The organism is Paraburkholderia lebeckiae (assembly GCF_050436325.1).
GTDB lineage: Bacteria > Pseudomonadota > Gammaproteobacteria > Burkholderiales > Burkholderiaceae > Paraburkholderia > Paraburkholderia tuberum.
Map to the genome: position 1 here is coordinate 2,051,743 of NZ_JBNDLZ010000003.1, position 13,145 is coordinate 2,064,887.

Consider the following 13,145-nt stretch of genomic DNA (forward strand, 5'->3'; position numbering starts at 1 on the left):
GTTCATGCCTTGTTTATTTGCCGAGGATCCTTTGTCCCGAGGCGTGAAGGCGCAATGCCGCGTTCCTCGAGTGCGTCGGCAACAGTCGTTGCGCGTGCTTCGGACAATTGCATGTTGTACTCGTGCGTACCGACGTTGTCCGTATGCCCTTCGACGATCACGGGTTTGTCGCTGCGCTTGAGCAGCACAGCCGCGCGGGCCAGCGCAGGTGCGGCGTCCGCGCGAAGCGTCGACTGGTTGAAATCGAACAGCACCTTCTCGGGCAGGCGCATCTGCACGCCGTTTTCGCCTTGCGTCACCTCAATGCCGGTGGCCTGGTTGAGCGCAATCTCGTGGCTGCGATCGAGGCCCGAACAGGCCGAAAGCAGCGCGACTGCACCGATGCAGGTCCCCACTGAAAGCAGTTTTTTCAAGTCATTCCCTTTCAGGAAATGGACGCCCACCGCACTTCACGAAGTGCAGCGCGGTCCGGTTGCAGAAACCGCGCGTTCCGTGTGGTCGCTCAGCCCTGCCTGAGGGCTCCCGATTGCAGAACCGGCGCCACCGCCGACGCGGGGCTTGCCGGTATGGCCTGCGTGGGCGCTTCGTGTTTGACCGGCTGGGAATCTGCACCCACCAGCACCAGTTCGTTGCGATTGACCTCGATCTTGACGGGGTCCGTCTTCTTCCACTGTTTCTTCTGGATGGCGAGCTTCCACGTCCTGTCCTGTACCGGTTCCCGAAAGAACGCAACCACACCCACGACCTGTGCATCCGGGCTCATCGGCTCGGCGAGACTTGCGCTCGCGCCCGGCCGCAGCACGACGTCCTTCGTGGCCAGCAGGTCCGCCTTGAGCAGGTTCAGGTCGTCAGACTGGAGTTGAGAATAATTCAGCTGTGCGAATGTCTTCGCATCCTTGAGCTGGTAAAAACGCACGACCGTCGAGAGCGATTGTCCCTGGACGTCAGCATTGAGCGACGCACGACCGGAGAGATCGACATTCATCGTCTTGACCTGAGTCGTGAAGGCCCATTTCGCGGCATCCACGGTTCCGTCACCGACGGCCTGCGCAACACCGCATCCGGCGAGAGTGACAGTCGACAGGATGACGATTGCGAGACCGGCGTGATGTGCCGCGCGGTTCATCTTTTTGTCCATTTCGAGGAGCCCCCGTTCATTGTGCTGTTCTTCATGCGTTTGCTTCCCCTGCTCCGTTCCAGCGGCCGAGCTGCACGCGCGTGATGCGCGTCGGCGCGCCCGGTGCGGGTGCGGCCGGCGCTTCCAGTTGTGCGGTAAAACCCAGATTCGCCTGACGTGGCTCGAGCGCGGGCCTAGGCATCAGGTCCGCGCGCACGTGCATCTCCAGATCTGCTTCGCTCTCGTAGCCGAGATAGAACCGCAGCAGCGTCATGATTTCTCGATGGGTGTTCTGCCCCGGCACGAGCGACAGTACGGTTTCACGCGAAGCCGGCGTGATTACCACCCGGACCACGTTCGCACGGTCGTAGAAGCCGCGGCCCAGCAGGCACTGTTCACCGAGCGCAGCAGGCTCAAAGTCAGTCACTTCCCGCCAGACCGGATGGAATTCCTCAACCGTGATCGTGGCGTCCGGCACGGCGTGCCGCAACACGCCGGCGAGCCCTTCCGCCGTGCGCGTTTTCTGCATCGCGAGCCCGAGCATCGAGAGCAGCCGGCGCTTGTCGGCTACCTCTGCAAGACGCTGGCGCGCACCGGCGGTTTTCTGTTCTTCACCGCTTGTGGCTGTAGACAGGTTGGGAATGGAGATGGTGCGGCGCGTAGGCGCACTGAACCCGAAGCCGGCGAAGCTGAGCAGATAGCGCGACACCGGGTCCGTGCCGTCACGCCTGAAGCCGACCGGGTACCGGTATTTGCGCGCGACGCGGTAGAACTGCGTGATGATGCGGTGGTGGAAGATGTCGAGAAAGGCCGACAGGGGCTCAGCTCCGTCGCGATGCTGCGCAACCTCGTCGATGAAATACGCGGGCATGCGTGCGTCGACGCCATAGAGCCCGAGGAAGGTCGTGACCACCGATGGCGGGCCTGCGGGATTGTCAATGTCGGATCTGACCGCGTCGATTTCCCGGCCCGGGAAACCGAGTTGCGCGCGAGAGCGGAACCGGATGGGGTCCGTAGCGGGCGAATCCGTTGTCCCCAGGGACGGCATATCAGGTGCAGCCAGTTCGAGCAGTTCGCAGAAGCGGATGAAGTTCATCCGCGTCGCCTGATCGAGTAGCGCGGGCAGCAGCGGCGCGGTGTGTCCTGGCGCGGCCGCGGGCATCGTTCGTGCGTTCAAAACGGCGCCCCTTCGCCCTTCGTTTCAGGCCATTCGATACGGCGTCCCGTCGGCTGGGCGACGATCACGAGCTTCGTGTAGAGGTTCAGCGTCGCATAGAGGCCAATGAAGCGGTTGAGCATGCTGCCGAAGAGTTCGAGGTCTCCGTCGCCGGCGAAGCGCGTGCCATCGAGCGTGACGGTGATTTCCACGCCGCGCATCAGTCCACCCTTGACGAGCTTGCTAAGCGGGCGGTGCCGCACGTCGGTGATGGCGTTGATGCGACGGCTGTTGAGCTCGCCATCCGTCCAGTCGTAGAGCGCGAGCGAGCCGCGCAGGATCTCCGCGTCGAGCAGCGACAGGTAGTTCGGCGCAAGATGGGAAAGCACACGCCAGTGGTAGCGCTCGCCCGTGGGCGGATAGACCGGCAGCGTGGGCGCCGTGAGATTGCGCACCGCGCCGATGTTGGTGAAGCCGCCGCGCATGCGCGTAATGCCTGCTTCTCGCAGGGCCTTGCGCGGCAGCATGCCGTTGGTGCCCGTCACCGACAGCGTCAGCGTTTCAGTGGGCAGCGTGTTCGCCTGGTCCCACGCGTGGCCGCCGAGCACGATCCACGTATCGAACCGGCCGGACGGGCCACGCCGCATGCGGGTATGGTAGTAACGCTCAGGCATGTCATGGCGCAGCATGCCGCCACGATGTTTGAATGCGGCAAAAGGCACGTACTCGAAGCGCCGGCCGCGCTCGAAATATTCGACACCATCGACGGAATAGATGTCGATGAGTGAACCGTGCTCGGCCCGCGCACGCACGCGGTATTCGGTCTCGTTCTGTGTGACCGTTACGGGATCAGCCCCTACCGTAAAGAGGTTGATGACCGGCGTGCAATAGAGGCGGACATTGTCCGCAGTGAAGCGCATGTGGTCCGGATAGGGGCGCTCGAGCACGACCTCGACGTCGACCGATGTGGCCGACGCGGGAATCGCCTGCAGGTCGAGTCCGAACAGGTCGACGAACATGAACTTCTCGGGGAAGGTGAAGTACTCGAGCAGCAGCTGGTAGCCCCCGAACGCGTTATCGGCCTTGGGCCAGAGGCGTTCTTCGGCAGCGAACCCGGCGGGCGCGAGACGCAGGCCCGGCATCGCAACCGGCGCACCTGGCCTGTCTTCGGGCCAGCCCGGCACACGCACCTGCATCGCCACCGGCTTTGCTGTGAGGGCGGCATAGAGGGAGAGCGCGACGGGCCGGTCCGCATCGAGGTACAGGCGCAGGCGTGGCACCTGAAGCCGGGTGCGTTCGGTCTGCGTCTGGATGTCCAGACGCAGGCGGATGACGGAGCGCCCATCCTCGCGTGCGTAGACTCCGGCTTCGCTGAGGGCCAGCGGATACATGTCGACTGCCTGGGTGGTGCGGTATACGCACTCGGTCGTAACGGTGCCCTCGCCGAACGGGTCGGAGGTGGCCTCCAGACCTGCCTCGAGCGTCTCGTGCTTTTGTAGCGCACCCTTTTCCGGGATGAGTTCAAGGATCGCGAGCGAGGGAATCATGCGCAGGTAATGCGGCCACAGCATGCTGACGAGCCCCTCGGTGAGCTCGGGCAGCTCGTCATCAAGCTTGTGGCGCAGGCGCCCCATCAGGAAGGCAAAGCCTTCGAAAAGCCGCTCGATATGCGGGTCACGCTCGCCCACGCGGTCAAGATCCAGCTCGCGGGCGCGATCGGGAAACGCCTGCGCGAACTCCTTGCCGGCTTCGCGCAGGTAGCGCATTTCTGCCTCGTAATAGCGCAGGATTTCGTTATCGCGGGTGGGGTCTGTCATGGTACGGATTCTCTGTCTGGCTATGGATCACGCTTCAGGACGACCGCTTTGCGGATCACGTGGATGGATCATTCCGGCACCTGTCCCTGGGGAATAGGCACGGACGCGTGCTTCGCAGCGGACAGCGCTGCCTTGGGCAACGGCGGCGGTCCGCCCGGTTTGGGCGCTTTCGCGCCAGGCGTCGCGGGCTCGGCGAAGATGCGGGTGGGCAGCGAAAAGCCCCTGAGCGCCAGCAGCTCCAGCGGCCCCTTGCCCACGTCTGTACGGATGAGGTAGCGCAACGGATGCGTCATGCCCGGCGGTGCAGGTGCGAGTGCCTCCTGCGCGGTCAACGCCGCAGGATCGGCACCCTCCTCCACCTTCTTTACGATGGCATTCGGGTCGGGGTTTTCGGGGCGGGTCTGCCACGTCAGCTGGTACGTCGCGCTGTCGACCGGTTCGACACTGGCGTGCTCGAGCATGCGCACGAGCGCCCACCGGCCGCTATATTCGAAAGTGCGGTTCGTGCCAGCCGTATCCGTCTGCCATTCGAGCCGTGTGCCGGCGCTTTGCGGATCGTGCGATGGCCATGTCATCGTGCGCCACGTCTGCACCTGGTTGTAGTAGTGCAGCGTCTGGGTATCGAGCGTGAGCAGCGTATCCGTGATGCCGGGTGTGGGCACGGGCTGGAGCGCAAACGTGTACTGCGGCTCGCCCTGCGCGAGAAGGTGACCGGCGATCTGCTGCAGCGTATTGATGGCCTTGAGGAAGGCGGGATCAAAGGCCCGGGTCGTGCCAGCCACCCCGCTGCCCGCGCCCGTTCCCCCCGACGCTGCCACCCACTGATCGCCCTGCAGTTGCAGGGCGCCGGCAAGCTGGGTGGAGAGGAAGGTGTTGATCAGGCCGCCCTGGGGACGCACGAACCGCGCAAATTCGGGCAGCGACGCATCGTTGGCGGTGTTCGCAAACGGATAGCGCCCGGCAAACGAGTGGTTCCATGCGGCAACGATCGTCTGGCGCCACGCGTCGTTCAGGCTCGCCTGTGCCGGCCGCAGCACAGTCTGCGTGGCCCGTTCGATGGGCTGCACGAAAAGCGCGCTGCCCATGCCCGCCCATTGTTCGCCCAGGCTTGCCGCAACGAGCTGGGCATAGGCCAGCGTATCGGAAAGCTCGGAGCCCTTGCCCTGGAAGAGCCCCTGTGCGACCTGGCGCGCCTGGTCGTCCGGGTCGACGCTGTCGCTGATCTGCTGCAGCTTCAGTCGTAGCGTCGTCACGCGTTCCGTGAACCGTTCCATGCTCAGGTCGCTGGCCGCGGCAGGCGCCGCGTTGCCGTTGCCCGCGAGGCCAACCAGCTTGAGCACAGGTCCGAAAGAGGCGTCAAGCGGTCCGGCCGGCGTGGCCTGCGCAGCCTGGGGCGAGTCGTCCTTCCTGCCGAACAGGTTCTGTGCCTTCGTGACCAGCGCATCGGAAAGCGAGGCCTGCTGCGCGCCCGCTCCACCCTGCCAGGCAAGCGTCTTCATCAGCGCAATGAGCGGCGACTGCCGCGCATCGGCGATAAGCGTCAGTTGACCAACGGCAGCCGGCAGCGTCGGCGCGGCTTCGCACCGGATGCTGTTCATGAAATCCAGCCAGTGCTCGACATAGTCGGAGAAGTAGTGCGCGCGCAGGGCGGTGCGCAGCGCATCAGGTGCCATTGCTGTGCCGGCCTGTGATTCTCCGGTGTTGCCGAGCACCCAGTTACCCTCGACGCCATTGTGTTTTGCGGCATCGTCTATCGCGGCCTCGATGGAGCTCTCCCAGGCCTGGCGCGTGAAGACGCCAGGAACCGTTGCCGAGGTCGAGAAAAGGCCTCGCGTGTCCGTGCCCGCGGTGAGCGAAGCAAGGGTCTGGTCGGGGTACTTGTGGCCCACCGAATCGAGGATGCCCTGGTAGATCGTGTCCTCGGAGTTTCTGACGCCGATGATTGCCAGCAGGGTCTGGCGCGCGTTGCCCACGAGATCCTCGCGCGGCTGGATGTGCCAGTCGGGATGGGCGGGGAGGTGCTGTGTCCAGAAGCCCATCAGCTGCGTGGACAGGTCGAGTTTCTCGCCGGGGCGCAGACCCGTGTCGATGTTCCAGTGATGCGCAAGCTGCGGTGTCATGAAGGCGGGATCGGCGCGCTGCGGGTCCGCCATCATCAGGTAGGTCTTGAGCGCCTGCTCACCGCTCTGCGCCATCTGGCTGCTCTGGGTGTCGACCTGGGCGGTCGACATCTGCCCGAGGTCGACGAGCTGGCCTTCGATGTCCTGCTGGACTGGCGCAATGAGGAGCGGCTTTGCGGCGCGCGCGTACGGCGTCCACAGCGCATTGAGCACAGCCCGGTCGTGGTTCAGACCAAAGCGGGTAAGCAGCGGCGTGTGTTCCTGCACGCGTGCCTCGTGCAGACCAATGCGCTGCTGGAGTCCGTGCAGTGCGCGCAGACGACCGGGGGTGTCGCTCGCGCGGTCAAGCGCCTGCAGGGACTCTTTCGTAAGCATGACCTCGTGTGCGTTGTTCATGCCCGAGATGAGCATGCCGGCGCTCCACAGGCCGATGAGGGCAAGCGCAATCACCGAGATGATCGTCACCGGATTGGAAAACGTACGGCGGCCCGGCGTATGGTTCGCTGTGACAGCGAGATGACGCCACAGCGGCAGACGGGAGCTGTCCGGGGAGCCCGACGTTGTTGCGCCCGCGAGGGCCAGCGGCGCGAAGAAAACACCTGCGACCGGCAACGCCCGCCGGTGCCAGTCCGAGAGGCCCGTGATCCAGCGCGCGAGCGGCGTCGCGCGGGTATCGAGCCGTCGCGACAGTTCTGACGCGTAGTCGTCGTTGCCGTTACCGGCAAGCTGATGCACGCTGCGGTCAGCCATCCGGTCGCGCAGTTCGAACAGCGCTGTCTCAACGGCGGAGAAACTGAGCGGGCGGGTGAATTCGCAGCCGGTCACGGGTGCGTCGATCCGGCGCACGGAATCGGTGCCAGCGACGTCAACAACAAACACCGGAGCCGACCAGCGTAAAACCTCCCTGATGCGAGCGAGGTGAAGACCCCAGAGATTCTTCTCTTGCGGGTGGTTAAGCAGCAGCGTTCCGTCATCCAGCACGAGTGCAATCGCATCGAGCGGGCGGCTCCATCGGAGCCGCCGGATCTGGCGCAGCCACAATTCATCCGGACGACCGTCGGCGCCCAGGCCGCCCCATAGCAGCACGGCGTCGTCCGTCACCAGCGAGCCGTTCGTGGCCAGTTCCGGCATCAGCGCGGTTACAGTCGCGGCGTCGCCTGCAACCAGCACCCACGGCTGGACGTGAGCCCAGCGAAACCACCGCTTCTGCTTCAGGTGCAGTTTCAGGTCCTTCGCCCAGGCTACGACCTGCTCTGCCCGATTCTTTGCCGCGTTAGCTGCGGGATCAGTCTTCTGGGCCGGTTCGGCGCCCTGATCCTTCGATGCCTGCTGGATCGTGTCCCGCTTCTGCTTGCGTCGCTGAAGAAGAACGCCGATTCCGACGACGGCAAGGAGTGCAAGAGGGACAAGAATGGCCCGATACCGGGTGAACCAGGCGACCAGATCCTTTGCGTCCACGGTAAAGAAAAGTACCCACACTACAATTGCAATAAGCGCGGCAGCAATCAGAACCCGGCCCAGGATATGTTTTTTTTCGCTCTTCAAACCGTTGTTTCCTTGTGAGGCAGGGGCGAGATGGTGCACAGATGCAGCGCTTCAGAGTCGGGCTCGCCCCAGACAACCAGTTGAGGTCCGGCTCCTCGCATTGCATCCATCGCAATCGCGAGTGCGATCCATCCGCTTGCCGGTCCAGGCAAGCCCAGGGATTTGTCGAGCAGGCGTTCGACCGTAGAATCCTTCGGATCCTCTGTCAGTGCTGAACGGATCGTCGTCGACTCGCCCTCTTCGCAGCGGGTGAACCAAGCAAGTGCCAGACGTTCAGGAGGCACCTGGTACTCCTTGATTTGAGAAAGCCCGGTTTCCAGCGTATCGCGTGTGCTCGTCATCGGGCGGAATATCGAACCTGCCTGCGACGCAGCCGGCTCGATGAGAAAGGCTGCGGCCCCCTCGCTGAACTCATGCTCTTCTTCCTCACCTGCCCAGAACTGTGCAGCGATCACAAGCCGCGTGGCCATATCGACCCGATCCACCAAGTCGGTAGTCCATTGCACTCCGCTGGTTGCCAATTGCGTTTCGACGCGGAACGTGACACCGGGGATCAAGCGGCCAAAGATATGCCGGGCGCGCTGGGTCCACGACGCGGCCTGCTCAAGCGACGCTTCATCGAGCATCAGTGTGACGACGACCTCTCGCCGGGCCCGCAACCCGTCAGCAAAGTGCATTGCGACGAGGTGCAGCAACCTTGTACGCCGGAACTCGGCGGAGCGACCCTTCGCCCGCTCAAATTCAATGGTTCGATCCTTCTGTGATGGCAGGTCGACCTTTGGTTCGGCGAATTTTGCAACTTCTCTCGTGGCTGCGGGAAATACCACAGCATCCACGACGCACAAGCGGCGACGGGTCCAGTCGCGCCATAGCCTTTTGAGACGTTGCTGCTCCTTTTCGGCTTCCTCCGCGTCGGTCTGTTCGTCTTCCCAATGGTCGAGGTTAAAACCGAACGTCAAAGCACAGGCAACCAGTGGCGCTCCAACCAGCGTGGCCCAAAACAAGATCGTGTTTGTTGGTTTGCCGTGCGGCCACAGCATCAGCACAGCTCCCGCCGCACCTACTGCTGTGACTGCGAGCGCCGGCAGCCAAAGGCGCCAGGAGATCGGCGTTGGATACTCGATTTGTGAGAATACCGGAATAGGCCAGGACATCTATAAGCTTCGACTAAGAAGACTGCTTGGGTTTCGATAATTATTTATTTCTCGTCGACCGTAGCCGTGCAATGAGCGTTAGCTATTCCATGCGGCTCTTCCTCGCTTAGGTACGTCCAAATTCTCATTTCTGGATGGAAATTGAAAACAGGCAAGTATGATTTTTTTAAGAATAATCATTATTCTGTCAGAACTCGATTTCTTCGCAGGACCTAGTAGTTTCAGTTATTGGTTTAATACTTTTGCCGTCGTCGCTCAAAACGAAAATCCGTTCTCTACACTCCTCGGAGGACTTAGCGCTCTGCGCGATGTGGTACTGGGCAACCAGCATCTTGCTGTCAGAGTGACTAACGAGGCTACTTATATATTCGCGACCATCAGAGATTCTCTGGGGGCGTCTGTTTGCATTTGAAAACACGTCGAGTGCGTTTGAATCGGAACCGTTGGTCAAATCGGAAAGCGTGTAATATCTGCATCCCGCCCCACAACTGTGAAGGCCAATGTAATATTTTCCGGCGAAATTAACCTGCAGCGGCGCCACCAGTTTCCCCATATCGTCTCGCCATTCGTCGCCTGTTTTTTGATAATAATCTGGAACCTTAAGGTGGCCATGATAAATTTCGATGGAGTACTTCGAAAATTTCGGCAACATGCTTCTATCGGCAGCGTTCGCGACACAAAAACTACAGGCGAAAAATAGTGCCAACGCACGAGGTATGAGTTTCATTGTGCTATCACCTAACCAAATTTGTATACAATTTTAATACTCATCCCAAGCGTTTTGCACTAATTCCTAGCGCATATATTCGGTTTGATATCCTGTAAATTTTTCGCCGTCGAATTCGAAGCAGAAATTTCCATTAGTCATCGCGCGATAAACAAGGATGGATCCATCAATGCATATTTTGTTACTTTTCAGAGAAAAATTTAAATTAGGCTTTTTCAGCATGTGCGAATTTTTCATATTGATCTGACCGGAATAGTAGTCAAACGGCAACGGATAGACGATCCCCGTTAGCGTGTCAATTACGACCAAGCTGTCCCCATAGTGTGCAGAAGGTTTCCATTCGTTAATGCTTAAAAGAATATAATGCCCGTTAAAATTGGCCGCTTCAGTGGCGATTGCTTTTTTTATCTCAAAAACATGCCTATCATCGCAAAAATCAACAGGCGAGAATTTAAAAGAACACTGATCGTGGGCGTAAGCAATTTTGACCTGATCGAATGCGTGATTAGGTGTGGCAGCCAAATCTTTGGCATACGATGTCACCATTCCTAAAAGGAATACGGCGATAAGAGAAGCTAGGCGGATGATGTATATCATTGTATTTCAACGTGATTGTGAAATTTCCAAGAGAATATCCCTGAGCATATTAGTTGAATGCATATTTGCACTATTAGCTGCACTCTGGTAATACGAAAGGGTTCCATCGGAGATGGTTCCGTTCTTTATGCGACGAGTCGCCGGTGCGGCAATGGACGCCCACTCTTTAGAAGCGGCGTATTGCGCATCATCTACAGTTCCAATTCCTTGCTTGATAAATTTAGCAAGAACGCCACCACCGGCATGATAGATAAGGAAATCGGCGAACATTTTCTCTTGCATGTCTTCGTCATATTTTTCCTCGCCGGTCAAGCCTAACTTTATTTTCCCTTCGCGCAATGTCGGAACGATGGTCTGGTACTTGCCGGTTGTATAAAAGCGGGCAGGGTCCGTGAAAGAAAGGTGCTCCGTCGCAAGTATTTCATTGACTGTTTTCCCAGTGACCGTCCCCTTTGGCCTCGTGATGTAAGAATGTCCAACCGGGCCATGGAGGCCATCGGTTCCAGTATTGTAAGATTCGTATCCCCCTTCGCCGTGGGAGATAATATCTCCGATCTCTCGAATCAATTTATCAAGACTACTTCCAGATTTAAAGAAATTCCCTACCAATCCGATCGGATGGATATGCCATACATCAGGATCGGCCGGAAAACCCTTCACGGCCTTTACCTGATTCCACCACTGTAACTTCTTGATCCGCTCCATCTCGGTTTTCCAGATGGGCTTTCCAAAGTCACCCATGATGGGTAGAAATTTTTCCCACTTGCTCATGTCGCCGCCCCACTCACTCTCGTAGCGAACGATCAGGTGTGAGACTGCCTCTGCCAGCCAGGGGACAGTCAATGCCTTCTTCAAATCGGCAGGGACCACATTCCCTTCGACGCTACCTTGGCGCTTGGCAGCCTTTTCCAGTTTTGTGATAAGTGGTCCTGCGTTGACGGTCGCCGCTGCTCTGCTGAACTCCTTCTCTTCGCCGTCGATCAACTGCTTCATTTCGTAAACGGTGCGTCGGTAGATGTCGAATAGCGGGACATCAGTTGTATCAACCGTATCGAAGCCGGGCCATGACCACGGACTTTGCCACTGCGTATGGGGATGATTTTTTTCACAGACCCAGCCGGAGATAGTCTTGCCGTCGGCGTCACCGGCCGTGATTGACCACCACTGCGTACCCTGATCGTCCACCGCCTTGCCCGTATCGAGAACCTGATCAAGCTGGGCGCGCGAGAATACCTGCTGATATCCAGTGACCGGGGCCTTCGCATTGGCCAGTAGCAGAGGAAAGTCTGTCCAGGTCTGTACCATTGCCGTTGCCGGCTTCCCCGCAAACTTGCGCTCGACCCATACCGGGTTGCCTATGGGCGTTCCGCCAGGCTGGCTGGGATGGTGGGAGTGACCATGTCCATGGCCATGTGAGGCGGACTGCGCCGGGAGCTGGGTCGGCTGCACTTTTGCCCAGTTGCCCTTCCCCGGGTCGCCCTTCGCGAGCGTCAACGTCAGGCCGGCAACCTGCGGGTTATCTTGCGGATCGGCAGGCTTGACAAGTTGTGCTCCCTGCTGAAACACCAGCATCGTTTTCCCACTGGCAGGGAGCGTCTTCGCGCGATCCTGACTCTTGCTGATGAAGTCCTTGATCTTCGCGCCGGTGAAGACCTCGACATGAAGTAGCGCACGAGTGGGTTGAGGCGGCAGCAGATGCGACTGGCTGGAGTTTTGGTACTCGCCGAGATAGCCCACCATATCGCCCGCCTTGACCGGATATGGCTTGTCGAACACGACTACCGTATCCAGCGGCTTAGGATCAACAACCGCATCAAGTTCATCGAGATTCACCCATCCCGTCGTAGCACGTGGATCGGGAGTACCACCAGCAACGGCAGCGACCGGTGTGCCCGAGGTGACCGTTGCGATCTGCGCCCAGCCGGAAGTTGCGTTGCCCGTTATGCTGAGTTCACCGCCCCGCGGCAGCAATCCGATCACTGTCCCGTTGACCCGGTCCAGAATGCGAACGCCTTGAGCGCTCTCAGGCGCACTTTCCATGTTTGCAGCATCGCCAGATGGCAGGGCATAGCGAAGCTTTTGATCGCCTTGCGACGTGAGCGCGCCCAGGCTGTCCGGCGACGGACCGGCTGCAATGCTGCCGAGTTGCGCGCCGTTGCCAGGCGTCGGGGAACCCGAGCCTGCCGAATCCAGATCGAACCGGAAGGGCGTGTTGAGCTGCGGAGGTTGCTTCTGGCGATCGTTGGCCTTGCCACCGACGCGGTAGTGCTTGTCGCCCTGCCAGAAAGGCAGCGAATGGACTGGCGACGCGGACTGGCCACTGCCGGCTTCTGCTGCCTTGTAGCCTGCCCGATCGAGCTGGTGCATGTAGAGGCTGTAGAACTCCAGCACTTCATCGGCAGGTGGCTGGTAGGCCTGCGGGCTGCCGGTCCCTGCGGCGGAGGCACCTGGAGCGGGAGTAGCCGGCGTGGTCTGTGACGTACCCGGCGTGGTCGACTTGTCAGGCGCAGGCGGCAACACGAGCTTGTGACGCACCAGCACGAACGACGTCGAGTACAGAGCGTAGCGCGGGGGTGTTGTCGGATAGGTCAGCTCGGGATAGGTGGCATCCAGGCGATAGGCCACCACTTCTCCATCCGCGATGACCTTGACGCCGTCGCCCTGTTTGAGCACGCCGCCCGTGCCGGCATCGAAATGGATGCCACCGTGAAACATGCCATTTGCGCCGAGCGGGTAGAACCCACCGTCCGTGCTCGCCAATGCCTTGAGCCAGGTCTGCGGATCCGCCGCGTTGCCGCTCGTGGGTGCAAACGGAAAACTCCAGTTCAGAGGCTGCCATTGCGGCGAAGCCGGAGTGGCGGGCGTGGCCGGTGCTGCCGGATGCTGTGGGTGGCCGTGATGATTTGTCATGG

At 60.3% G+C, this 13,145-nt stretch carries 9 protein-coding genes; all 9 read right to left on the minus strand.

Annotated elements, in window-relative coordinates:
* Positions 1–2: 2 nt before the first annotated feature.
* The 9 genes from OKW44_RS27380 to OKW44_RS27420 all read right to left on the minus strand — a co-directional run bounded on the left by OKW44_RS27380 (position 3) and on the right by OKW44_RS27420 (position 13,143).
* Complete coding sequence (locus tag OKW44_RS27380; protein ID WP_239498993.1) at positions 3–443, minus strand: OmpA family protein; 441 nt, start codon at positions 441–443, stop codon at positions 3–5.
* A gap of 59 nt (positions 444–502) precedes the next feature.
* A complete protein-coding gene (gene tssJ / locus OKW44_RS27385; protein ID WP_113061875.1) occupies positions 503–1,126 on the minus strand; it encodes a type VI secretion system lipoprotein TssJ in 624 nt (207 codons plus the stop codon).
* Between the two features lie 43 nt (positions 1,127–1,169).
* A complete protein-coding gene (tssG, locus tag OKW44_RS27390) occupies positions 1,170–2,279 on the minus strand; it encodes a type VI secretion system baseplate subunit TssG (RefSeq protein ID WP_018418254.1) in 1,110 nt (369 codons plus the stop codon).
* Between the two features lie 11 nt (positions 2,280–2,290).
* Positions 2,291–4,090, minus strand: a complete 1,800-nt coding sequence (gene tssF / locus OKW44_RS27395; protein WP_018418255.1) for a type VI secretion system baseplate subunit TssF — start codon at positions 4,088–4,090, stop codon at positions 2,291–2,293.
* 68 nt (positions 4,091–4,158) lie between these two features.
* The gene (locus tag OKW44_RS27400) at positions 4,159–7,755 is read right to left on the minus strand and encodes an ImcF-related family protein (RefSeq protein ID WP_018418256.1); all 3,597 of its coding nucleotides are present in this window, start codon (positions 7,753–7,755) and stop codon (positions 4,159–4,161) included.
* Positions 7,752–8,909: a KPHS_23130 family T6SS system protein gene (locus OKW44_RS27405; RefSeq protein WP_018418257.1), complete on the minus strand. Its 1,158-nt coding sequence runs from the start codon at positions 8,907–8,909 to the stop codon at positions 7,752–7,754. Before OKW44_RS27405 ends, OKW44_RS27400 begins: the two co-directional genes overlap by 4 nt.
* 187 nt (positions 8,910–9,096) lie before the next feature.
* The gene (locus tag OKW44_RS27410) at positions 9,097–9,636 is read right to left on the minus strand and encodes a hypothetical protein (protein ID WP_035470095.1); all 540 of its coding nucleotides are present in this window, start codon (positions 9,634–9,636) and stop codon (positions 9,097–9,099) included.
* Positions 9,637–9,702: 66 nt separating this feature from the next.
* Entirely contained in the window at positions 9,703–10,233 is a 531-nt protein-coding gene (locus tag OKW44_RS27415; protein ID WP_018418259.1) for a hypothetical protein, read from the minus strand.
* A 6-nt stretch (positions 10,234–10,239) separates the two neighbouring features.
* Positions 10,240–13,143, minus strand: a complete 2,904-nt coding sequence (locus OKW44_RS27420) for a hypothetical protein (RefSeq protein WP_026225428.1) — start codon at positions 13,141–13,143, stop codon at positions 10,240–10,242.
* Positions 13,144–13,145: the final 2 nt, after the last annotated feature.

Excerpts from the sequence above, each read along its gene's own strand:
- tssG (WP_018418254.1), bottom strand. The coding sequence starts at position 2,279 with ATGCCCGCGGCCGCGCCAGGACACACCGCGCCGCTGCTGCCCGCGCTA.
- OKW44_RS27405 (WP_018418257.1), bottom strand. The coding sequence starts at position 8,909 with ATGTCCTGGCCTATTCCGGTATTCTCACAAATCGAGTATCCAACGCCG.
- OKW44_RS27410 (WP_035470095.1), bottom strand. The coding sequence starts at position 9,636 with ATGAAACTCATACCTCGTGCGTTGGCACTATTTTTCGCCTGTAGTTTT.
- OKW44_RS27420 (WP_026225428.1), bottom strand. The coding sequence starts at position 13,143 with ATGACAAATCATCACGGCCACCCACAGCATCCGGCAGCACCGGCCACG.
- tssF (WP_018418255.1), bottom strand. The coding sequence starts at position 4,090 with ATGACAGACCCCACCCGCGATAACGAAATCCTGCGCTATTACGAGGCA.
- tssJ (WP_113061875.1), bottom strand. The coding sequence starts at position 1,126 with ATGAACCGCGCGGCACATCACGCCGGTCTCGCAATCGTCATCCTGTCG.
- OKW44_RS27415 (WP_018418259.1), bottom strand. The coding sequence starts at position 10,233 with ATGATATACATCATCCGCCTAGCTTCTCTTATCGCCGTATTCCTTTTA.